The organism is Amycolatopsis vastitatis, assembly GCF_002234595.1.
Taxonomy (GTDB): domain Bacteria; phylum Actinomycetota; class Actinomycetes; order Mycobacteriales; family Pseudonocardiaceae; genus Amycolatopsis; species Amycolatopsis vastitatis.
On the sequence record NZ_NMUL01000008.1, the window covers coordinates 73,102 to 95,925 of the forward strand.

Here is a 22,824-nt window from a genome sequence, read left to right on the forward strand (position 1 = left end):
TTCCGGTGAAGGGACTCGGCAGTTTTACAACGTTGGAAAAGCCGATCCGATCTGAGCACGGCGGACGTGCGGATGTCCAGACCACTGAGCGGAACTGTCCGGACAGATCAGCGGCCGGTGACGCCGTCGATCTGTTCGCGCAGGATGTCGGCGTGTCCCGCGTGCCGGGCCGTCTCGCTCGTCATGTGGGCGAGCACCCACCGCAGGGTGTGGAACTTGCCGTCGATCGGGATCGCGAACGGCTTGTCCGGGTCGCCCGCGGCCCGGATCGCCGCGTCGCTGTCCTCGATCGCCGCGCGGTAGGCGGCCAGGACGTCCGCCGCGGTGAGGCCGTCCGGGACCGCCATCCCGGCGTCGCCGGGGTTCGGGCCGCCGGCGACGTAGTGGCCGAACCAGACCCGCTCGGCGAAGGTGAGGTGGTGGACCAGCCCGAGCAGGGTGGTGCCCGAGCCGACCAGGACCCGGCGCAGCTGCTCCTCACCGAGCCCGTCCGTCTTCTTGATGACGCATTCCCTCGCGAAGGTCAGGAACGCCGTCGCGGTGTCGAGCTCGCCACCGTCGTTGCGCGGGACGGGTTGACGCTGGGTTTCGGGCATACCGGGAACGTAGCGTGGCCCGCCGATGACAAATGTCATGGGCGGCCGCTGCGGGACGGCACTGCCGTGCGGACCCCCCTCGCGGCGAGCATTTCCCCATGACAACCACACCTCGCACCGCCGCCGGCGGCTTCCGGCCCGTCCTGCTGCTCACCGGCGCGTACGCCGCGCTCTCCGTCCTCACGCTCGTCGTGATCGTCCTGTTCCGGAACCACCCCGCGATGGTGACCGACGCGGTCTGGGTGCGCGCCACCATCGTCTTCGCCAGTTCGCTGCTGACGTTCGCCTTCGCCCGCGGCGCCGCGCGCGGTTCGCGGAAAGGCCTCCTGAGACTGCGGATCGTCTCGGCGGTGATGCTCGTGGCGATCGTCGTCATCGTCGTGCTGCCCGGGTTGTTCCCGCTCTGGCTGCGGATCGAGCAGGCCGCCTGCGGGCTGCTGCTGCTCGGGGTCACCGTGCTCGTCAACGGCAGGCGGCTGCGGGTGCGGTCGCGGTAGCGTGCCGGTGATGGACGGGACGAGCGACGTGCAGCGCTGGGTGCGCGGCTGGCGGCTGCGGCTGCTCGACGCCGGGATGCTCGTCTACCCGGCGGTGACCGTCGCGGCCGTGCCGCAGCACGCCCCGGGCGCCACCGCGGTGCTGGGCTGCGCGATCGTCGCCGCGTTCGCCGTCTGCTACCTCCTGGCCGCGGCCGCGGCGGCACGCCGGGCCACGCGGCCGTTCTGGCTGCTGCTGGGCGGCTGCGCGGTGTTGTTCGTCCTCGCGCTCCCCTTCGCCCACGCCGACGCGTTCTTCCTCGCCGCTGTCGTCGTTTCGCTGGCTGTGCCGCGGCTCCCGCGCTTCGCCGCCGTCTCGCTCGTAGCCGTCTCCGCGCTCGCCGCGGTCGTGGTGCCGCCGGCGGTGCTGCCGTGGCGGACCGGGCCCGGCTGGACGCAGGCGGTGGCGCTCGTGTTCACCGTCCTCGTCGTGTCCGTCTTCGCCGAGGCGATCCGGGCGAACGCCGCGCTCGTCGAGGCCCGCGCCGAGGTCGCGCGGCTGGCGTCCGAGGCCGAGCGCAACCGGATCGCCCGCGACCTGCACGACCTGCTCGGTCACTCGCTCACCGCGATCACCGTCAAGAGCACCCTGGCGCAACGGCTCATCGCGGCCGACGGCGCTCGCGCGGGCGAGGAGATGTCCGCCGTCGAGACACTCGCGCGTCAGGCGCTGGCGGACGTGCGCGCGGCGGTGTCGGGCTACCGGGAGGTCACCCTGGCCGGGGAGCTGGCCCGCGGCCGCGAACTGCTGCGCGCGTGCGGAGTGACCGCCGACCTGCCGACGGCCACCGACGTCGTCGGCCCGGGGCAGCAGGAACTGTTCGGCTGGGTGGTCCGGGAGGGGTTGACGAACGTGGCCAGGCACGCCCGCGCGACGCGGTGCACGGTGACGCTCTCGGCGTCCACTGTGGAGGTCGTGGACGACGGCGCCGGCGGGTCCCCCGGCCCGGGCTCCGGGCTCGCCGGTCTGCGCGAGCGCGTCGCCGCCGCCGGGGGAACCCTCGACGCCGGGCCGGTGCGGCCCCGCGGCTGGCGGCTGCGGGTGACGGTGTGACCATCCGGCTGCTGCTCGCGGACGACCAGGCGCTGGTCCGGGAGGCGCTGTGCGCGCTGCTCGCGCTCGAGGACGACTTCGAAGTGGTCGCGTCGGTCGGCCGCGGCGACGAGGTCGCCGCCGCCGCGCGCGAACACCGGCCCGACGTCGCGTTGCTGGACATCGAGATGCCGGGCCTCGACGGGCTCGCGGCCGCCGCCGTGCTCGCCGCGCAGGTGCCGGACTGCCGGGTCGTCATGCTGACGACGTTCGGCCGCGCCGGCTACCTCCGCCGCGCCATGGAGGCGGGTGCCGCCGGGTTCGTGGTGAAGGACGCGCCGGCGGACGTGCTCGCCGACGCGATCCGCCGGGTGCGAGCCGGCGAGCGGGTGGTGGACCCGGCCCTGGCGGTCGCCACGCTGGCGGCGGGCGAGTCGCCGTTGACCGCGCGCGAGCGGGATGTGCTCATCACGGCCCGCACCGGGGCGACGGTCGCCGAAATCGCCTCCCGGCTCTACCTGTCCGAGGGGACGGTCCGCAACTACGTCTCCGCGGCGATCACCAAGACCGGCGCCCGCAACCGCGTCGAGGCGGTCCGGATCGCCGACGAACGCGGCTGGCTGTAGTCCGCGCCCGCGGTCAGGAGGTGAGGCGGGCTTCGGCCGCGTCCCAGTCGGCGCCGCCGGACGGCTCGTAGCGGCGCACCTCCTGCGTCTCGCGCACCAGCGCGCGCATCGCCGCCAGGTCCGGCAGGTCCTCCCCCAGCGCGCGGGCCTGGACCAGCACGTTCCCCAACGCCGCCGCCTCGACCGGGCCCGCCAGGACCGGTACCCCGCACGCGTCCGCCGTCGACCGGCACAGCAGCTCGTTGCGGGCGCCGCCGCCGACGATGTGGACCACGTCGACGCGACGGCCCGTGAGCACCGCCGCCTCGCGGATCGTGCGGCGGTGGGCCAGGGCCAGGCTGTCCACGATGCACCGGACCGTCGCGGCCCGGCCGGATGGCGGCCGCTGGCCCGTGGCCCGGCAGGCCGCGGCGATCCGCGCGGGCATGTCGCCGGGCGGCAGGAACTCCGGCGCGTCGATGTCCACCACCGCGGCCAGCGCCGGTGCCTCGGCGGCCGCCGCCAGCAGGCCGGGCAGCTCCGCGTCCGGGCACGACCACGTCCGCAACGTCTCCGACAGCACCCACAGCCCCATCACGTTCCGCAGGAACCGGATGGTGCCGTCGACGCCGCCTTCGTTGGTGAAGTTCGCGGCCAGCGCCGCGTCACCCAGCTCGGGCGCGGGAAGCTCCAGTCCCGCCAGCGACCAGGTGCCCGAGGAGATGTAGGCGAAGTTCGTCCCCGGCGACGCCGGCACCGCGACCACCGCGGACGCCGTGTCGTGCGAGCCGACCGCCACCACCGGCAGCCCGGCCAGCTCCCGCGCCGGGCCCACCACCGAGCCGGGGTCGCGCAGCGGCGGCAGCAGCCGCGGCGGGATACCGACGCGCGAAGCGAGCGACGTGGCCCAGGTCTGTTCGCGGACGTCGTACAGCTGGGTGGTCGACGCGTTCGTGCGCTCGGCGCCGATCGACCCCGTGAGCCAGTAGTTCAGCAGGTCCGGGATGAGCAGCATCGTCGCCGCCGCGTCGAGCCGGTCGCCTTCGGACACCAGCTGGTAGAGCGTGTTGAACGGCAGCTGCTGCAACCCCGTGACGTCGTAAAGCTCGCGCGCGGACACCGTGGCCGCCACCTTCGCGGGCACGCCGTCGGTGCGCGAGTCGCGGTAGTGGACGGGGTTGCCGAGCAGCGCGCCGCGCTCGTCCAGGAGCCCGTAGTCGACGGCCCACGAGTCGATGCCCGCGCCATCCAGCGGGCCGGCTTCCCGGATCCCGGCGAGCGTCTCGCGGTACAGCCCGAGGATGTCCCAGTACAGCGACGGCCCCGCGCGGACCCCGCCGTTCGGGAAGCGCCGGACCTCCTCGACGCTCAGCGTGCCGGGCCCGGCCGTCCCGGCCATCACCCGGCCGCTGGACGCGCCGAGGTCGACGGCCGCCACCCGCTTCACGGGTTCACCACGGACAGCTCCAGGCCGAGCAGGTCCGCGACGGCCGTCAGCTCGGCGACGCGGTGCCCGGTGCCGAGCGCCCAGTGGTGCGCGATGCCGCTGGCGGACCAGGCATCGGTCCACTCCCCCGGGTCGCAGCCGAAGTCGACGCGGGAGGTCGTGTTGCCGATCCGCAGCAGCGGTCCGGGCACCACCGTGCCTTCGGACGCGATCAGCGTGAACGTCCCGTCGCGGCGCTGCCCGAGCCCGCACAGCGTCACCGGGCCGTGCTTGACGTCGAACTCGACCGACACGCCCCAGCCGCGCTTGCCGTGGTAGACGCCGAGGCCGCGCAGCAACGGCTTCCGCGCACTGATGCCGAGGTGGGCCGGGCCGTCGTGGCCCATTTCGACCACGCCGTCGCGGAAGTTCAGGGCCTGCAGCTCGGTGAACGAGCCGCCCGCGCCGAGCCGGTCCATGACCAGCATGGCCAGGGACGTCCGCAGCTCGTACTCGCCGACGGCCGGGATGCCGCGCGCGGTGAGCAGGGACGCGCCGAGGATGAACCCGGCGCCGACGCGTTCGTGGGTTTCGCCGTCGAGGCCCCGGTGGTAGTACGCCAAGGTGTCGAGGGAGAAGTCCTCGACGAGCCGATCGAGCGCGACGGAAACCCGGGCACCCCAGGCGAAGTCTTCGTCCACAACGGACTCGTCCACGGTGAACACTTCGCGGGCCAGCGCGACGCGCGCGGCGGTCTCGTCGTCGGAGACCTTCTCGACGCGGACTCGCAGGTCGTCGATCTCCAGGATCTCGACGTGCCCGCCGAGCTGGGCCGACACGAGCGTCGGGTCGGTCGAGACGTCCATCATGCCCGGGTAGAGGTGGCCGAGCAGGCCGTGGCGGCCGTGCCGCAGCGCCGCCCGGACGCCGGCCGCCTTGATCCACCGCTCGATCCGCGTCCAGGCGCGCTCGTCCTCCAGGTAGCCGGAAACCGAGCGGAACTCGACGCCGAGGCGGCGGAAACTGTTGGCCATCTCCGGCAGCGGGCACGCGCCGCAGTAGGCCAGCCACGCGCCGGTGTCGAAGGACTCGTGGTCCATCGCCTCGGTGGGCTGCAGGTTCAGCAGCAGCACCGGCGCGCCCGAGCGCTGCGCGACCGGGGCCAGCATGCTGGACGTCAGGTACGTCGTCAGGAAGCCGATGATCAGGTCGCACCCGGCCACCCGCAGCTGCTCCGCCGCGGCCGCGCCTTCAGCCGCGTCCGAGACGAACCCGGCGTCGACGACCTCACAGTCCATTCCGGACAGTCGCGACGCGACGCGCCGTGCCGAAGCCTCCAGCTGAGGCAGCAGGGCGGGGAACTGCGGCCAGTACGCGCCGAGCCCGCCGGAGACCAGGCCGACGCGGGTGCGGCGCGGGGTGATGCGGTCGAGCGTCATGGGTCCTCCTAACGCAGGAACGCGGCGGCCACCCCGGCGTCCACCGGCACGTGCAGGCCGGTGGTGTGGGTGAGCTCGCCGCCGGTCAGCGCGAACACCGCGGCGGCCACGTGCTCGGGCAGCACTTCGCGCTTGAGGATGGTGCGCTGGGCGTAGAACTCGCCGAGCTTCTCCTCCGGCACGCCGTAGACGGCGGCGCGCTGAGCACCCCAGCCGCCGGCGAAGATGCCGGAGCCCTGGACGACGCCGTCGGGGTTGACGCCGTTGACGCGGATGCCGTGCCCGCCGAGTTCTGCGGCCAGGAGCCGCACTTGGTGGGCCTGGTCGGCCTTCGCGGCCCCGTAGGCGACGTTGTTCGGGCCCGCGAACACCGAGTTCTTGGACGAGATGTAGACGATGTCGCCGCCGAGGCCCTGGTCGATCATCGCCTTGGCCGCCGCCCGGGCGACCAGGAACGAGCCCTTGGCCATGACGTCGTGCTGCAGGTCCCAATCGCGTTCGGTGGTCTCCAGCAGCGGCTTCGAGATGGACAGCCCGGCGTTGTTGACCACCAGGTCGATGCCGCCGAACGCGAGCACGGTGGCGTCGATCGCGGCCTGCACGGCGTCGGCGTCGGTGACGTCGGCGGTGACGGCCACCGCCTTGTCCGCGTTCCCGATCCCCGAAGCGACCTCCGAAGCGGCCGAGGAGTTCAGGTCGGCGATCGCGACGCAGGCGCCTTCGGCGGCGAGCCGCACGGCGATGGCCTTGCCGATGCCCGAGCCCGCGCCCGTGACCAGGGCGATCCGCCCGGCGAGGGGCTTGGGCTTCGGCATCCGCCGCAGCTTCGCCTCTTCGAGCGCCCAGTACTCGATCCGGAACTTCTCTTCTTCGGCGATCGGTGCGTAGGTCGAGACGGCTTCGGCGCCGCGCATGACGTTGATCGCGTTGACGTAGAACTCCCCCGCCACCCGCGCGGTCTGCTTGTCCTTGCCGAAGGAGAACATCCCGACACCCGGCACCAGCACGATCGCCGGGTCGGCTCCGCGCATCGCGGGGGAATCCGCCGTGGCGTGCCGCTCGTAGTAGGCGCGGTATTCGTCGCGGTATTCGGCGTGCAGTTCCTTCAGCCGCGCGACGACGTCTTCGAGGGGCGCGGTCGCCGGGAGATCCACGACCAGGGGCCGGACCTTGGTGCGCAGGAAGTGGTCCGGGCACGACGTGCCCAGCGCTGCCAATGGGCCGAGCTTCTCCCGGGAGAGGAACTCCAGCACGACGTCGCTGTCGGTGTAGTGCCCGAGGACCCGCTGGTCGGTCGCGGCGAGTCCGCGGATCACCGGCGCCAAGGCCGCGGCCCGCGCGTGGCGCTCGGCTTCCGGAAGAGCTTCGAAGCCGGGGACGACCGGCCCGAACGGCTCCGGAGCACCCCGGGACGCCAGGAACGCCTCGGCCGTGCGGATGATCTCCAGGGAGTTCCGCTCGCACTCTTCGGAGGTCGCGCCCCACGCGGTGATGCCGTGCCCGCCCAGGATCACGCCGATGGCCTGCGGGTTGGCCGCCTTCACCGCGGCGATGTCGAGGCCCAGCTGGAACCCGGGCCGCCGCCAGTCCACCCACGCGACGCGGTCGCCGAAGCACTCCTTCGTCAACGCCGGGCCGTCGGCCGCCGTCGCCAGCGCGATGCCCGAGTCCGGGTGCAGGTGGTCGACGTGCGGGGCCTCGACGAGACCGTGCATCGCCGTGTCGATCGACGGCGCCGCCCCGCCGCGTCCGTGCAGGCAGTAGTCGAACGCGGCGACCATCTCGTCCTCGCGCTCGACGCCCGGGTAGACGTCGACCAGGGCGCGCAGCCGGTCCAGCCGCAGTACCGCCAGGCCCGCTTCGGTCAGCGTGCCGAGGTCGCCCCCGGAACCCTTGACCCACAGGACGTCGGTGGGCGAGCCGGTGACCGGGTCGGTCACCGAACCCTTGGCGGAGGTGTTGCCGCCGGCGTAGTTGGTGTTGCGCGGGTCGGCCCCGAGCGCGTTGCTGCGCGCGATGAGCTGCTCCGGCACGGTCATGCTCATGCTCCCCATCCGGCCTGCGTGCCGCCGGCGCGCTCGGCCACGATCTTCTCCTGGTACCCGCTGCGGTGGTAGGCCGCGATCGGGTCCGGGTCGAGCCCGCCGTCCTCGCGCAGCTCGGCCAGCAGCGGCCGGACGTCGGTGTTGTAGGCGTCCATCAGCACGGCGTTCGCGCCGAGCACATCACCCGACTGCTGGGCCGCGCGCAACGCGGCACGGTCGACGAGCAGGGCCTTCGCGGTCGCTTCCTGGACGTTCATCACCGACCGGATGATCGCCGGGATCTTGGCCTCGATGTTGTGGCACTGGTCGAGCATGAACGCGATCCCGTACGACGGATCCAGCGCGTCACCACGGACGATCTCGTACATGATCCGGAACAGCTGGAACGGGTCCGCCGCCCCGACCATCAGGTCGTCGTCGGCGTAGAACCGCGAGTTGAAGTCGAACGCGCCGAGCTTCCCGGCCCGCAGCAGGAACGCGACGATGAACTCGATGTTCGTCCCGGGCGCGTGGTGGCCGGTGTCGATGCACACCGTCGCCCGCTCCCCCAGCTCGATGCAGTGGGCGTAGGACGTGCCCCAGTCCGGGACGTCGGTGGCGTAGAACGCGGGCTCGAACAGCTTGTACTCCAGCAGCATCCGCTGGTGGTCCCCGAGCCGCTCGTAGGTCTCCCTCAGCGCCGCCGCCAGCCGGTCCTGCCGGTCCCGGATGTCGTCCTGGCCGGGGTAGTTGATCCCGTCGGAGAACCACAGCTTCAGGTCGCGCGAGCCCGTCGCGTCCATGATGTCGATGGCTTCCAGGAGGTGGTCGGTCGCCTTCCGGCGGATGCCCGCGTCGGGGTTGGTCACCGAGCCGAGCTTGTAGTCCTCGTCCTGGAACACGTTCGTGTTGATCGCGCCGATCTCGACGCCGAGGTCACGCGCGTACGCGGTCAGGGCGCCGTAGTCGCCGACCTTGTCCCACGGGATGTGCAGCGCCACGCTCGGCGCGACCCCGGTGAGCTTGTGCACCACCGCGGCGTCGGCGATCTTCTCCTCGGGCGTCCGCGGGACACCCGGTTGCGGGAACACCTTGAACCGGGTGCCCGAGTTCGCGTACGCCCACGACGGCGTCTCGATGCGCTGGGCCCGCAAAGCCTGCTTCACGGCCGTCAAGTCGCCCACGGCGATCACTGTCCTTCCCGGACGTCGAGGTGGAAGACCTCTTCGAGCAGCTGGAACCCTTCGTCGGGCGCGCCGCCGTCGAGGCCGGTGAAGAACTCCGCCATCTCCGCCTGCCAGCGCGTGTTGACCTCGGTCTTCGCCATCGCGGCCTGCGCGGCGGCCAGGTCGTCGGCTTCGACGTAACCGATCAGCAAGCCGTCCTCGCGCAGGAAGAGCGAGTAGTTGCGCCAGCCGGTGTCGTGCAGGGCCTGCCGCATCTCCGGCCAGACGGCGCGGTGGCGCTCGGCGTACTCGGCCTTCCGGTCCGGTTTGACCTGCAGGCAGAAGCAGTATCGGGGCACAGTCCGTCCTTGGTGGGGACCCGGCCGGGCCGCCCGTCGCGACCCGGCCGGGAGTTCTCAGAAGTTGAACTTGTCGATGTTGTTCGCGTCGAACGTCGTCGGCGGACCGAGCACGATCTCGCCGTTCTCGCCGATCGTGTAGTCGCCGAGCTTGCCCGCCTTGAACTTCTCACCCTGCTTGCCGGTGATCTGGCCCGACTTGAGCGCGACACCCGCGTACGCGGCGAGGTAGCCGATGTCGGCCGGGTTCCACAGCGCGAACTGCTTCACCGTGCCGTCCTTGACGAAGGCGCGCATCTGGTTCGGCGTGCCGAGGCCGGTCACCGCGACCTTGCCCTTGTAGCTCGACGAGCTGACGTACCGCGCGGCGGCCGCGATGCCGACCGTCGTCGGCGCGACGATCACCTTGAGGTTCGGGAACGACTGCAGCAGGCCCTGGGCCTCCTGGAACGACTTCTGGTCGTCGTCGTTGCCGTAGGCGACCTTGTCCAGCTTCAGGCTCGCGTACTCGGGCTTGGCCAGTTCCTTCTTGAACACGTCGATCCAGGCGTTCTGGTTGGTGGCGTTCGGCGTCGCCGACAGCACCGCGACCTCGCCGGACCCGCCGGAGAGGTCCTTCGCCTGCTTGGCCAGGGCCTCACCGATGCCCTGGGTGGTGGCCTGGTTGATGAAGACGTCGCGGCAGTCCTTGGCGGCGTCGGAGTCGAACGCGACGACCTTGATGCCGGCGCTGCGGGCCTGGTTGAGCGACGGGCACACCGCGTTCGGATCGTTCGCGGCGATGCCGATGACGTCCTGCTGCTGCTGGATCAGCGTGTTGATGTAGCTGACCTGCGACGACGCGCTGGCGTCGTTCGGCCCGACCAGCTTGTACTCGCCCTTCAGCTCGCCGAGGGCCTCCTTGCCGCCGCTGACCTCGATGTCGCTGTAGGGGTTGTTGAGCTGCTTGGGCAGGAACGCCATCTTGACGCCCTCCTTCGCCGCGGCGTTCGGGTTCGCCGCGGCGGTGGACTGCTGGGCGCCGGAGCCGGCGTTGTCGTTCTTGGTCGTGCCGCTGCACGCGGCCAGGACCAGCACCAGCCCGGCCGACACTGCGCCGGTGAGGAACCGTCGGGACATCTTCGTCACCTTTCCGGAGTTACCGCTTGCCGACGGCGTCGCACTGCCGTGCGGGCCGAAGTCACGATGTTGGGGAGCAGGACCGACACGATGAGGAGCACGCCGGTCACGATGTTGAGCGCCTCGTTCGACACGTCCTGCAGGCGCAGCGCGTTCTGCAGGGAGGCCAGCAGGACCACTCCGGCGAGCACGCCGGGGAGCGTGCCCTTGCCGCCGAAGATGGACACGCCGCCGAGCAGCACGGCGGCCACGACGGCGAGTTCGAGGCCGAACCCGTTGTCGGCGCGGGCGCTGGAGTACCGCAGCGTCCACAGCACCCCCGCGAGACCGGCGACCGCGCCGCTCACGACGTACAGCCAGAACTTGAGCCGTCCGGTGCGGATGCCGGCGAACCGGGCGGCCTGCTCGCCCGCGCCCGCCGCGAAGACGCCGCGGCCGATCGGGGTCGCGTGCAGCACGATCCCGAAGATCAGGGCCACGACGATCAGCGGGATGAGGACGTTCGGGATCGGGCCGTCGCCGATCGTGCCGGTGACCCAGCTCGTGTAGGCGCGCGGGAAGTCGGCGACCGCGCCGTCACCCAGCACGACGAACGCGAGCCCGCGGTAGAGGGCCAGGGTGCCGATCGTGACGGCGAGCGAAGGCAGCTTCAGCACGGTCACGAAGAAGCCGTTCAACGCCCCGAGGACCGCGCCGAGCACGATGCAGAGCGGGATGATCGCCTCGATCGTCAGGCCCGCGTCCCACAGCGAGCCCATCACCGCCGACGTCAGGCCGAGCGTGCTCGCCACCGAGAGGTCGATCTCGCCGGTCACGATGATGAACGTCATCGGCAGCGCGACCAGCGCGATCGGGAGCAGGTCCAGCAGCAGGAAGGTGAAGTTGCGGCTGGTGCCGAAGTTCTCGACGGCGCCCGAAGCCACGATGAGCACGACGACCGTCACCAGGACGACGGCGGCGTCCCAGCTGAGCAGCCGGCCGAGCCGGTTCCCTCGGTCAGACATGGGCGTCCCTCTTCTTCAGTGCCTTCGCGACCCGCACGGCGACGAGCCGGTCCGCGCCGATGGCGAGGAGGATCAGCGCGCCGACGATCGCCTGCTGCCAGAACTGGTTGATGTCGAGCACGGCCAAGGCACTGCCGATGACCGTCAGCAGCAGCGCGCCGAGACCCGCGCCCCAGACCGAGCCGCTGCCGCCGAACACCGCGACCCCGCCGACGACGGCCGCGGCGACGACGTTCAGCTCGTAGCCGGTGCCGGCGGCCGCGTCCACGGTGCCGAACCGGGCGGCGAACAGGACACCGGCCAGGCCCGCGAGCGCGCCGCTGACCAAGAACGCGGCGCTGGTGTTGCGGCCGACGCGGATGCCGGCCAGCTGCGCGGCCTGCGGGCTCGACCCCATCGCGTACAGCTCGCGCCCGGCCGGGTAGCTCCGCAGCACGATCCCGGCGAGCACCAGCACCAGCAGCGCGATGAGCACCAGCCACGGCACGCCGAGCAGCGACGCCGTGCCGAACTCGAGGAACGACGCGGGCAGCTTGTCGGCGTTGATCTGCTGGCCGCCGGCCCAGAAGTAGCTCACGCCGCGGTAGGCGTAGAGCGTGCCGAGCGTGACGACCAGCGCGGGCACCTGGCCGAATCGCACCAGGGCGCCGTTGACCAGCCCGCAGACCGCGCCGGCGCCGAGCCCCACCAGCACGGCGACGATCACCGGCAAGCCCGGGTTGTCCTTCATCAGCGTGCCGACGGCGAACGCCGACAGGCCGAGCACCGAGCCGACTGAAAGGTCGATGTTGCGGGTGATCATCACGATCGCCTGCCCGACGGCGAGCACGGCCAGGATCGCGGTGCCCAGCAGGATGTCGCGGATGCTCTGCCCGGACAGGAACCGGGAGTTCTGCGTCGCGGTGAAGGCGACGAGGACGATCAACGCGAGGACGATGCCGGATTCGCGGGCCTTGAACACGTTCGCGGTCCACGAGCGTCCGGAGCGGACAGTCGTCTCCCTGGCCACCGGTGCCTCCTTCGTCGCGGTCATGCGGCGGCTCCCTGGCCCATCGCGGCGAACATGACGGCGTCCTCGGTCGCCTCGGCGCGCGGGAGCTCGGCCACGATCCGGCCTTCCCGCATCACCAGCACGCGGTCGGCCATGCCGAGTACTTCAGGCAGCTCCGACGAAACCATCACGATCGCGACGCCTTCGGCGGCGAGCGAAGACATCAGCCGGTGCACCTCGGCCTTCGTGCCGACGTCGATCCCGCGTGTCGGCTCGTCCACGATCAGCACCTTCGGCGCCATCGCCAGCCACTTGGCCAGCACGACCTTCTGCTGGTTGCCGCCCGAGAGCGTGCCGACGGGGTCGCCGAGGCGGCGGTACTTGGTGCGCAGGCGCTCGGTCCAGCGCCGGGCCTCCTGCCGCTCGCTCGCGCCGGTCAGGAAGCCGAGCTTCGAGAGCGCGCGGGACCGCGGCAGCGTGACGTTGCGTTCGATCGAGAGGTCCATGATCAGGCCCTGCTGGCGCCGGTCCTCGGGGACGAGGGCCATGCCGGCGGCCATCGCGGCCCGTGACGAGTGCGCCTTGAGCTTCTTGCCGCTGACGCGCACGACCCCGGCGTCTCGCTCGTCGACGCCGAACACGGCCTGGACGACCTCGGAACGGCCGGAGCCGACGAGCCCGGCGAACGCGACGATCTCGCCCGCGCGCACCGAGAAGGAGATGTCGCGGAAGACGCCTTCGCGGGCGAGGCCCTCGACCTCGAGCACGGTCGCGCCGGGTTCGACGTCCTGCTTGGGGAACAACGCGTCCAGGTCGCGGCCGACCATGCGCTTGACCATCTCGTCGACGGTGACGTCGTCGAGCGCGTCGGTCGAGACGTGCCTGCCGTCGCGCATGATGGTCACGCGCTGGCAGAGCGCGGTGATCTCCTCGAACCGGTGCGAGATGAACATGATCGCCGCGCCTTCCTGGCGCAGCGTCCTGGCGACGGCGAAGAGCCGCTCGACCTCGATCTGGGTCAGCGCGGCCGTCGGCTCGTCCATCACCAGCACCCGGGCGTCGGCGCTGAGCGCCTTGGCGATTTCGACGATCTGCTGGTCGGCGATGGACAGCCCGCGCGCCGGGCGGGCCGGGTCGATCCGGACGCCGAGGCGGGCGAAGAGGCGCTCGGCCTCGGCGCGGATCGCCGCCCGGTCGATCCGGCCGAGGGTCTTGCGCGGGTGGCGGCCCATCACGATGTTCTCCGCGACGCTCAGGTCCGGGAACAGCGTGGGTTCCTGGTAGATCACCGCGATGCCGGCGGCCTTCGCGTCGGCCGGGGAGCCGAACTCGACGGGCTCGCCCTCCAGCAGCAGCGTGCCGTCGTCGGGCTTGTGCACCCCGGCGAGCATCTTGACGATCGTGGACTTGCCGGCGCCGTTCTCCCCGACCAGCGCGTGGGCCTCCCCGGCGTGCAGGCCGAAGCTCACCCCGGCGACCGCCGCGACCGCGCCGAACGACTTCGAGACGCCGCGCACCTCCAGCAGAGGGGCTGGGCCCGGGTCCTGCCGCGTCATCGCGACCTCCGGATTGAAAGGTTTCACAAATCTGGTGCGGTGAAGCTACTATGCGACGGAAGAAGAAGTCAATGCATCGGCGAAGCCGTGGCCAAATGGCATCTCCACCAGGTCGTTCGCGGTGATGTTACGTTTCAACAGTGCGCGTCGAAGAGGGGGTACGGATGGTCGTCAGGGAGCCCGGTGCCGAACCGCGGGCGGCGAGCATGAAGGAAGTCGCGGCGGCCGCCGGCGTCTCCCTCGGCACGGTGTCCAACGTGCTCAACCGGCCCGACCGGGTGAGCCCGGCGACCCGGGCCAGGGTCGAGGCCGCGATGACCGAACTCCGCTTCGTGCGCAACGAATCCGCGCGGCAGCTGCGAGCCGGGCGCAGCCGGGTGCTGGCCTACGTGATGCTCGACGGCAGCAACCCCTTCTTCACCGACGTCGCCGCCGGCATGGAGGACGCCACCGACGCCGGCGACCTGTCGCTGTTCCTCTGCAACAGCGCGCACCAGCCGTCGCGGGAGGCGGCCTACCTCGGACGTCTCGAGCAGCAGCGGGTCCAGGGCATCCTCATCACGCCGGTCGACCCGGACGCCCCGCTGCTGCGGGAGATCGCCCGCCGCGGCACCCCCGTGGTCGTCGTCGACCGCACGCCGGGGGGCACCACGCACTGCTCGGTCGCGGTCGACGACGTCTACGGCGGGGAGATCGCCGTCCGGCACCTGGTGGAACAGGGCCACGAGCGGATCGCCTTCGTCGGCAACCACACTTCGGTGGGCCAGGTCCGCGACCGGCGGCTCGGCGCGCTGCGGGCGCTGGGCGCGGCGGGGCTCGGCCCGGACCACCTCGTCGACCTGACGACGTCGGCGCTGACCGTGGCCGACGGCCGCGGTGCCGGCGAGCGGCTGGCGGGACTGCCCGCGGCGGTCCGCCCGACCGCCGCGTTCTGCGCCAACGACCTGGTCGCCCTCGGCCTGCTCCAGAGCTGCGCGAACCTGCGCATGCGCGTCCCGGAAGACCTGGCGATCGTGGGCTACGACGACATCGAGTTCGCCGCGGCGGCCGCGGTCCCGCTGACGTCGGTCCGCCAGCCCCGCCGCCGCCTGGGCCGCACGGCCGCGGAGCTGCTGCTGGCGGAAACGACCGAGGCCGGGCACGAACACCGCCAGGTCGTGTTCACCCCGGAGCTGGTGGTCCGCGCCTCCACCCTGCGCTAGAAACAGCCGTGTAACCCCCGGGGCCCCACAGCTGATTCACAGGGGGAGACCCATGATCGGGGTGCACACAACACGGAGGTCGTCATGGCGGGCGAGTGGCGGCTTTCGCGGCGGAGGTTCCTCGCCGCGGGCGGGGCCGCGCTGCTGGGCGCCGCCGTGACGGGGTCCGCCGGGCTCGCCGCGGCCGGCCCGGAAACGGTGCGGTTGACCGATTTCTGGCTGTTCGGCCGGTACGCCGACGGCGGCGCGGACCCCGACTTCGACGAGACCGATCTCGACCCGGTCCGGTTGCCCCACTGCGTGACACCGCTGTCGTGGACCGGCTGGCAGCCCTCCTCGTGGCAGGACCAGTGGCTCTACCGCAAGCACTTCACGGTGACCCCGGCGATGACGGCCGAACGTGTCCGGGCCCGCTTCGACGGCGTCATGACGAACGCGACGGTGTCCCTCAACGGCCGTGTCGTCGCCACGCACGAAGGCGGCTACCTGCCCTTCGAGGTCGAACTGCCGGAGGTCGTGGTCGGCGACAACGTCCTCGCCGTGGTCGTCGACGGGCGGTGGGCGCTGGACGTCCCGCCCAACCTGCCGCGCACCGCGGGCCCGTCGGTGATCGACTTCTACCAGCCGGCCGGCATCTACCGGCCGGCGACGATCGGGACCGTGCCCCGCACCCGGCTGGCCGACGTCTTCGCCCGCCCTGTCGACGTCCTCTCCCCCGCCCGGTCACTGCACCTGACGTGCGAACTGGACACGACCGTCGCGCTCGGCGAGCCGCTGCAGGTGACGGCGTCGGTGCGCCAGGCCGGCCTGGAGCTGGCCCAGGGCGCCACCGAGGTCGCGCCGATGCCGGTCGGCACGAAAACCGTCGAGTTCGACGTCGGCGGGCTCGGCGCGGTCCGCCTGTGGGACGTCGAGGATCCCGCGCTGTGCGACGTCGTGGTCACCGTCCGGTCCGGGCCGCGGGTGGTCGACCAGCGGGTGGTGCGGACCGGGTTCCGCGAGGCGCGGTTCACCCCGGACGGCTTCTTCCTCAACGGCAGGCGGCTCAAGCTGTTCGGCCTCAACCGCCACCAGTGGTACCCGTTCGCGGGCGGCGCGCTGCCCGACCGCGTCCAGCGGCGTGACGCCGAGATCCTGCGCCGCGAACTGAACTGCACGATGGTCCGCTGCTCGCACTACCCGCAGTCGAGCGCGTTCCTCGACGCCTGTGACGAGCTGGGCCTGCTGGTCTGGGAGGAGATCCCGGGCTGGGGCCGGGTCGGGGACGACGCCTGGCAGCGGCAGAACCTGAAGGACGTCGCCGGGATGGTCGTCCGCGACCGCAACCACCCGAGCATCGTCGTCTGGGGCACCCGGGTCAACGAGGCCGCCGGGTCGACCGACCTGTACCTGCGCACCGGGCGGCTGGCGCGGCAGCTGGACCCGTCACGGCCGACGAGCGGGGCACTGGCCACCACCACCGGCGCGCGGCTCGCCCTGCCGCCGGGCACCGACGAGCAGGTCCTGGCCTACAACGACTACACCGCCCGCCGCGGCGCGCCCTTCCAGCTGCGCCCGCCGCGGGCCGGGGTGCCGTACCTGGTCACGGAGTCGATCGGCACGCTCGCCGGGGCCCGCGCCTACCGCCGCACCGACGCGCCGGCCACCCAGCACCTGCAGGCGGAGCTGCACGCGAAGGCCCACGACCTGGCCGCCGCCGACGACCGCTACTGCGGGCTGCTCGCCTGGTGCGCGTTCGACTACCCGTCGGGCTGGCAGCGGTCGGTCGGCGGGTCGAAGTTCCCCGGCGTGTCGGACATCTTCCGGATCCCCAAGCCCGCGGCGGCGTTCTACGCGTCGCAGGGCGACCCACTGGTCCGCGCGGTCGCCGAGCCCGGCTTCGCCTGGGACTTCACCGCGCAGCCCACCGGGCCGGGGCCGGGCGCGACGATCTGGTCGAACTGCGACCGCCTGCTGCTGTTCCTCGACGACCGGCCGGCGGGCGAGGCCCGCAGCCGCCGCGCGGACTTCCCGCACCTGCGGTACCCGCCGTTCGCCGCCGACCTGACGGTCCCGCGGGGGCGGCGGCCGCAGCTGCGCATCGACGGTTACGTCGGCGAGCGGCTGGTCGTCAGCCGCCGGTTCAGCGGCGACCGGAGCCACGACGTCCTGAGTTGCGTCCCCGACGACCCGGGGCTCCGCGCCGACGGCGCCGACGCGACCCGCGTGGTCATCGCGGCGACCGACCGCTTCGGGACGCTACGGGCCGGAACGGCCGGCCGGGTGGCGGTGACGCTGACCGGCCCGGGCGAGCTGGTCGGCGACCCGACGCTGGACTTCGGCGCGACCGGCGGCGCGGCCGCGGTGTGGCTGCGGCCCTTCGCGGGCCCGCCCGGAACGCTCGTCCTGACCGCCCGGCACGACACGCTCGGCACCGCCACGGCGACGGTGACCACGAGTGCCGCGGCCAGGGAAGCCACGCCGCGGTTGTGACGTCACGGCCCGGCCAGCACCTCGGCCAGCACCGCCGCCTGGCTGATCGACGGCGACCCGCTCGCCGTCAGCAACGTCACCGGACCGCCGCCCGCCAGCTCCCGCAGCCGCGCCAGCGCCGCCACCCGGTCGGGCTCCCGCAGCTCCTCGCGGTACCGCTCGGCGAACTCCGCGAAGCGGTCCGGGTCGTGGCCGTACCAGGTGCGCAGCTCGTCGGACGGGGCCAGTCCGCGGTACCAGCCGTCGAGGACGATCGCCGTGCGGGCGGTGCCACGGGGCCAGAGCCGTTCCACGAGCACGCGGACGCCGTCGGCGGGCCCCGGCGGGTCGGACAGGCGCGCCACCCGGACGACCGTGGGCTGCATGCGCGCATTCTGCGTCGAGCCCGCGCACCCCGCCACCGGAGAGTGACCGCATCGGGCGGTGGCTGCCCCGGGCAGGAAACGGCAAAGGGCCACACCGGCGACCGTGGAGGGGTCGCCGGGGTGGCCCTACCCCCAGCTCGTGCCGCTGGTGAAAGCGACAGCCGAACCACCGGTCACACCGGCGGCCGAGCCGGCCGTGGACATCCGTCGGGGTGGTGTCCCGCAGCCCGGCCAGGATCGCCGACCGGGCCTGCACGACGCTTGCAGTACGCTTGCACGCCCGGCCACGACCGGGTGAACAGAGCGGAGGTGACCGGGTGGAGTTCCGCGTCCTCGGCGCCGTCGAGGCGGCGGCGGACGGCGCCCCGGTCGACCTCGGCTCCCGCAAGCAGCGTCTGGTCCTCGCCGTCCTGCTCCTCGAAACCGGCCGCCCGGTCTCGCTCGACCGGCTCGTCGACCTGCTCTGGCCCGACGCTCCCCCGGCCAGCGCGCGCAACACCGTCCAGGCGCTGATCTCGCGCATCCGCGCGGTCTTCCGCACCGCGGGCGGCCCCGAACTGGTCACCGAAGGCCACGGGTACGTGCTGCGCGCCGACCCGGACACGGTCGACGCCCACCGCTTCACCGCCCTCGTCCGCCGGGCCCGCGCGGCCGGCGACGACACCGCCGTCGCGCTCTTCGACGAGGCACTCGCGCTGTGGCGGGGCGACGCCCTGGCCGGCGCTGCCGACGCCGACGTCGCCGAGCGGCTCCTGGCCGGGCTGCACGAAGCCCGCTGGAGCGCGCTCGAAGACCGCATCGACGCCCAGCTGCGGCTCGGCCGGGGCCGCGACGTCCTCGCCGAGCTGACCACGCTGGTCGCCGCCCACCCGCTGCGGCAGCGGTTCGTCGGCCAGCTGATGCTCGCCCTGCACCGCGAAGGCCGCACGGACGCCGCCCTCGCCGCCTTCCGCGGCCTCCGTGCCCGGCTCGCCGGCGAGCTCGGGCTCGACCCGGCGCCGGAGCTGATCCGCCTGGAGGCCGCGATCCTGGCCGCCGACCCGGCGTTGGAGCCCGCGCCGGAGCCGGCCCCCGAACCGGTGCGGCCGGCCCAGCTGCCGCACGACGTCCGCGGCTTCACCGGCCGCGCCGCCGAGCTGGCCAGGCTCGACGAACCGGCCGGCGCCGGTCCCGGGCCGGACATCCGTGTGGTCTCGGGCACCGCGGGCGTCGGGAAGACCGCCCTCGCCGTGCGGTGGGCGCACCGCGTCCGCGACCGGTTCCCCGACGGCCAGCTCTACCTCGACCTGCGCGGGTTCGACGCCGACCACGACCCGCTCACCCCGGCCGCCGCGGCCGCGCAGCTGCTGCGGGCACTGGGCACCGACCCCCGGGCCATCCCGCCGGACCCGGACGGGCGGACGGCGCTGTGGCGCTCGCTGCTGGCCGACCGGCAGGTGCTGGTCCTGCTCGACAACGCCCGCGACAGCGCGCAGGTGACGCCGCTGCTGCCGCCGTCGGGCACCGTGCTCGTCACCAGCCGCCAGCGGCTCGGCGACCTCATCGCCCGCACCGGCGCGCGGGCGGTGCCGCTGTCCGTGCTGCCGGCGGACGACTCCCGGCAGCTGCTGGAGACCGTGCTCGGGCCGCCCGCCGTCGCCGCCGAGCCTGCCGCGGCGGCGGAGCTGGCGCGCCTGTGCGGCCACCTCCCGCTGGCCCTGCGGCTGGCCGCGGCGAACCTCGGCGCCGGCGAGGCGTCCGGGATCGCGGAGCTGGCCCGGGAGCTGGCCGGGGACGACCCCCTGGCCGGGCTGAGCGTCGACGGCGCCGAAGAAAGCGCGGTCACGACGGCGTTCTCGGTGTCGTACCGGGCGCTGGCGGCCGAACACCGGCTGCTGTTCCGGCGGCTGGCGCTGGTGCCCGGCCAGACGTTCACCGCGCCGGTGGCCGCTTCTCTCGCGGACGTCGCCGAAGGGCGCGCGAGCCGGCAGCTCAAGGCCCTCGCCGCGGCCAACCTCGTCGAACGGCACCTGCCCGGCCGCTACCGCTTCCACGACTTGCTGCGCAGCTACGCGGGCGGCCGCGCCGGCGCCGACGACTCCCCCGGCGACCGGGACGCCGCTCAGCGGCGGCTCTTCGAGCACTACCTCGCGACGGCCGACGCGGCGGGCCGCCGGCTCATCCCGCACTTCCTCCGGCTGCCCCGGCCCGAACCGGAACAGCTCTTCGAAGGCACCGAGGACGCGCTGGCCTGGCTGGACACCGAGTGGCCGAACCTAGCCGCCGCCGTCGAGCACGCGGCCGCGCACGGCCCGCGCGAGTACGCCTGGCACCTGGCCGACGCGCTCCGGGCGTTCTTCCACCACCGCGGCCACCACACGGAGTGGATCGACACGGCCACGACGGCGCTGGCCGCCGCCCGGGACGACGGCGACCGTCAGGCGCAGGCGGCGATGCGGCTGTCCATCGCGCTCGCCGGCGTCAACAGCGGCCGGTACGCCGAGGCGCGCACGCACCTGACGACCGTCCTCGCCGACGGGCTGGCGGCGGACTGGCCCGCCGGACGGGCCGCGGCGCTCAACAACCTCAGCGCGGTGCACCAGCGGCTCGGCGCCGCGTACGAGGCGATCGAATGCGGCCGGGAAGCATTGCGGCTGTGTGAAGAGCTGGCCATGCCCAGCGTCACGATGGCACTGGCCAACCTCGGGTTCGCCTGCGGCCAGGTCGGCGACTTCGACGCCGCCCTCGGCCACTTCGGCCGCGCGCTGGAGATCGCCGAACGCGACGGCGCGCGGTTCAGCGTCGCCGTCCTGCTGGTCGACCTCGGGCACGTCCACCGCGACCTGGAGAGCCCGCTCGCCGCCGGGTTCTACGACCGGGCGCTCGCGGCCAACCGCGAACTCGGTTACCAGTACGGCGAGGCGGCGGCGCTGTCGGGCCGCGCGGTCCTGGAAGCCCGCGCCGGCGACGCCACGCGCGCCCTCGCCGACGCCGCCGACGCGGTGGAACTGACCCGGCGCATCGGCGACCGGGGCACCGAAGCGTCGGCGCTGGCCGCGCTGGGCGAAACGTGCGTCCGGCTGGGCCGGGCGGCGGACGCCGTGCCCCACCTGACCGCGGCGCTGGACATCGCCCGCGAAACGAGCTTCACCTGGTGCGAAACCGCGGCGCTGACCGGCCTCGCCGAAGCGGCCCTCGCCCTCGGCGACCACGAACAGGCCCGGACCCACGGCGAGGCGGCGGCCAAGCTGGCCGCCGCCTCCGGCTACCGCCCCCTCGAAACGCGAGCCGCCCGCATCCTCGACAGACGTAGTGAATGACTCATTCCTGTCGTCCGGCGACAGGAATGAGTCATTCACTACACGGCGGCGCGGTGCTCAGCAGGTGCCGGTGGGCGGGGCCGAGCACTTGGCGCGGGCCAGGATGGTGCTGAAGTTGTCCTGGTAGGCGGCGCTGATCGCCGCGTTCTCCACCTTGATCAGGATCTCGTCGTTGTCGCGCAGGGCCGCGCCGGAGACGTTGTGCGAGCCGGTGAAGACGAGCGACCGGCCGGCTTTCTCGCTGTAGTTGCCCGTGTAGAGCATGTATTTCGAATGCACGGTGATCTCGCGGTCGTTCACGGTCGTGCTGAACCGCTTGAGCGTCACGTTCGCCTTGCCCTTGAGGGCGGCCAGCGCCGCGGTGCCCATGTCGTCGTAGACGATGCGGACCTTGCAGCCCAGCTTTCCGATCCGGACCAGTTCGTTGACGACCGGGGTGCGCGAGTCGGCGATGTTGGCCTGCACGACGTTGAGCGAGCAGCCGGCTTCGTACTTGGTGATGTACTTCAGCAGCTGCGCCCACGTGTCCGTGGCGAACTCCTCGGACGTGCCGCCGTTCGAGTCGGCGCGCGGCGAAAGGTAGCTGGTGACCATGCTGGTCAGCGTCTTGTGGTAGCCGGCGTCGGCGTAGTAGTTGTTGTCCTTCTTCTGCGCCAGCATCTTCTGCATGTGCCCGAGGTAGAAGCCGTACAGGTCCGGGTCGCCGTAGGTGAGCAGGGCGTTGTTGAACATGTTGCCCTGCACGGTGGTCAGGTTGTACGAACCGATGACGACGACGTCCTTCTTGCCCTCGGTCTCGGAGAACATCCACAGCTTGTCGTGGTTGATCGAGTGCGGGCTGCCGTCGTGGGCGATGCAGCCGGTGTTGTCGCCGCCGGTGCCGCAGAACACCAGCTGGGTCAGCGCGGCGGACTTGAGGATCGGCATCGCGGTGTTCGCCGGGTCGTCGTCCGCGCCGCCGTCGAGCGCGATCCGCACCTTGACGCCACGGGCCTGGGCGGCCTTGATCGCCTCGGCGAGCGCGGGCCGGGTCCAGCTGTAGAGCGAAATGTGGATCTCCGCACCGGCCGGGGTGCCGTTGGCCAGCTGCACCAGCCGGGTTTCGATCGAGTGGTCGCGGTCGCCGTTTTCCGGCGGGTTGTTGAAGATCGCTTCCATGCCGTTCTCGGCGGCGACCGCGGGTGCGGCGTGCACGACCCCGCCGCCCGCCAGCGCGAGCAGCGCGCCGGCGGCCACGGTGAGCGCCTTGATCCTGGGGCCCATGTCTTCCTCCTGTCTCCGGCCGCCAAGCTCGCAACCCGCCGTACAAGATCCGTACAAAGTGGATATCCATCGTGACACCATCCACAGTGGATCTTCAGCACAGTGCGAGCGATCGGTCACGCTGGGGACACCCGCGAGGGGGAAATCCGCCGCGCCCGCACAGGACGCACGACGCCTGAAATCCTGTTGCGGAACAACGCATCCTACGAATACCGTCGGCAGGTCCCGCCGGGATTCCGAGGAACGCCGGACGCGGCGGCCACCAGGGCCGTCCGGCCCGGAAATTCGATTACCCGAAGCCGTGGCGCGTGACGTCCGTCGGGTCTAGAAAAGAAGGCTGTCCACCGTTCCCGATCCGAAAGGGATCTC

The 22,824-nt window shown here is 72.6% G+C and carries 18 protein-coding genes; 6 read left to right on the forward strand and 12 right to left on the reverse strand.

Annotated features, from left to right (window positions below):
- Positions 1-107 precede the first annotated feature (107 nt).
- The gene (locus CF165_RS10290; RefSeq protein ID WP_093947237.1) at positions 108-596 is read right to left on the reverse strand and encodes a DinB family protein; all 489 of its coding nucleotides are present in this window, start codon (positions 594-596) and stop codon (positions 108-110) included.
- A gap of 98 nt (positions 597-694) precedes the next feature.
- Here CF165_RS10290 and CF165_RS10295 point away from each other — a divergent pair, with 98 nt between their 5' ends.
- Genes CF165_RS10295 through CF165_RS10305 form a run of 3 tightly spaced genes read left to right on the forward strand, consistent with a single transcriptional unit; the run spans position 695 to position 2,791 of the window.
- Positions 695-1,093 (forward strand): hypothetical protein, encoded by a 399-nt coding sequence (locus tag CF165_RS10295; RefSeq protein WP_093947238.1) that lies wholly within the window; start codon positions 695-697, stop codon positions 1,091-1,093.
- Between the two features lie 10 nt (positions 1,094-1,103).
- Positions 1,104-2,186, forward strand: a complete 1,083-nt coding sequence (locus CF165_RS10300) for a sensor histidine kinase (RefSeq protein ID WP_205660814.1) — start codon at positions 1,104-1,106, stop codon at positions 2,184-2,186.
- A complete protein-coding gene (locus tag CF165_RS10305; protein WP_093947239.1) occupies positions 2,183-2,791 on the forward strand; it encodes a response regulator transcription factor in 609 nt (202 codons plus the stop codon). Before CF165_RS10300 ends, CF165_RS10305 begins: the two co-directional genes overlap by 4 nt.
- Positions 2,792-2,804: 13 nt before the next feature.
- Here the strand turns inward: CF165_RS10305 and CF165_RS10310 are convergent, their stop codons facing one another.
- The 9 genes from CF165_RS10310 to CF165_RS10350 are packed head-to-tail and all read right to left on the reverse strand — an operon-like array spanning position 2,805 to position 13,854.
- Entirely contained in the window at positions 2,805-4,208 is a 1,404-nt protein-coding gene (locus tag CF165_RS10310) for a rhamnulokinase (RefSeq protein ID WP_093947361.1), read from the reverse strand.
- Positions 4,209-4,213: 5 nt separating this feature from the next.
- Positions 4,214-5,635, reverse strand: a complete 1,422-nt coding sequence (locus tag CF165_RS10315; protein WP_093947240.1) for an L-fucose/L-arabinose isomerase family protein — start codon at positions 5,633-5,635, stop codon at positions 4,214-4,216.
- An 8-nt stretch (positions 5,636-5,643) separates the two neighbouring features.
- The gene (locus tag CF165_RS10320; protein WP_167441407.1) at positions 5,644-7,674 is read right to left on the reverse strand and encodes a bifunctional aldolase/short-chain dehydrogenase; all 2,031 of its coding nucleotides are present in this window, start codon (positions 7,672-7,674) and stop codon (positions 5,644-5,646) included.
- 2 nt (positions 7,675-7,676) lie between these two features.
- Positions 7,677-8,852, reverse strand: a complete 1,176-nt coding sequence (gene rhaI / locus CF165_RS10325) for an L-rhamnose isomerase (RefSeq protein WP_093947242.1) — start codon at positions 8,850-8,852, stop codon at positions 7,677-7,679.
- Positions 8,849-9,184: an L-rhamnose mutarotase gene (locus tag CF165_RS10330; RefSeq protein ID WP_093947243.1), complete on the reverse strand. Its 336-nt coding sequence runs from the start codon at positions 9,182-9,184 to the stop codon at positions 8,849-8,851. The genes rhaI and CF165_RS10330 overlap by 4 nt, the downstream gene beginning before the upstream one ends.
- A gap of 57 nt (positions 9,185-9,241) precedes the next feature.
- Complete coding sequence (gene rhaS, locus CF165_RS10335) at positions 9,242-10,303, reverse strand: rhamnose ABC transporter substrate-binding protein (protein ID WP_093947362.1); 1,062 nt, start codon at positions 10,301-10,303, stop codon at positions 9,242-9,244.
- Positions 10,304-10,308: 5 nt separating this feature from the next.
- Positions 10,309-11,307: an ABC transporter permease gene (locus tag CF165_RS10340; RefSeq protein WP_093947244.1), complete on the reverse strand. Its 999-nt coding sequence runs from the start codon at positions 11,305-11,307 to the stop codon at positions 10,309-10,311.
- A complete protein-coding gene (locus CF165_RS10345; protein ID WP_093947245.1) occupies positions 11,300-12,340 on the reverse strand; it encodes an ABC transporter permease in 1,041 nt (346 codons plus the stop codon). The genes CF165_RS10340 and CF165_RS10345 overlap by 8 nt, the downstream gene beginning before the upstream one ends.
- Entirely contained in the window at positions 12,337-13,854 is a 1,518-nt protein-coding gene (locus CF165_RS10350) for a sugar ABC transporter ATP-binding protein (protein ID WP_093947246.1), read from the reverse strand. Before CF165_RS10350 ends, CF165_RS10345 begins: the two co-directional genes overlap by 4 nt.
- 164 nt (positions 13,855-14,018) lie before the next feature.
- Here CF165_RS10350 and CF165_RS10355 point away from each other — a divergent pair, with 164 nt between their 5' ends.
- Together CF165_RS10355 and CF165_RS10360 are read left to right on the forward strand one after the other, a co-directional pair.
- Positions 14,019-15,056 carry a LacI family DNA-binding transcriptional regulator gene (locus CF165_RS10355; protein WP_093947247.1) on the forward strand — a complete coding sequence of 346 codons (1,038 nt, stop codon included), beginning with the start codon at positions 14,019-14,021 and terminating at the stop codon, positions 15,054-15,056.
- Positions 15,057-15,140: 84 nt separating this feature from the next.
- On the forward strand, positions 15,141-17,528 hold the full coding sequence (locus CF165_RS10360; protein ID WP_093947248.1) for a glycoside hydrolase family 2 protein: 2,388 nt from the start codon (positions 15,141-15,143) through the stop codon (positions 17,526-17,528).
- A gap of 2 nt (positions 17,529-17,530) precedes the next feature.
- Here CF165_RS10360 and CF165_RS10365 read toward each other — a convergent pair whose 3' ends face one another.
- The gene (locus CF165_RS10365) at positions 17,531-17,893 is read right to left on the reverse strand and encodes a DUF488 domain-containing protein (RefSeq protein WP_093947249.1); all 363 of its coding nucleotides are present in this window, start codon (positions 17,891-17,893) and stop codon (positions 17,531-17,533) included.
- 317 nt (positions 17,894-18,210) lie between these two features.
- Here CF165_RS10365 and CF165_RS10370 point away from each other — a divergent pair, with 317 nt between their 5' ends.
- On the forward strand, positions 18,211-21,192 hold the full coding sequence (locus CF165_RS10370; protein WP_093947250.1) for an AfsR/SARP family transcriptional regulator: 2,982 nt from the start codon (positions 18,211-18,213) through the stop codon (positions 21,190-21,192).
- Between the two features lie 57 nt (positions 21,193-21,249).
- On the opposite strand, the gene CF165_RS10375 is transcribed toward CF165_RS10370, so the two are convergent.
- Positions 21,250-22,455 (reverse strand): phospholipase D-like domain-containing protein, encoded by a 1,206-nt coding sequence (locus tag CF165_RS10375; protein ID WP_093947251.1) that lies wholly within the window; start codon positions 22,453-22,455, stop codon positions 21,250-21,252.
- Between the last annotated feature and the right edge of the window lie 369 nt (positions 22,456-22,824).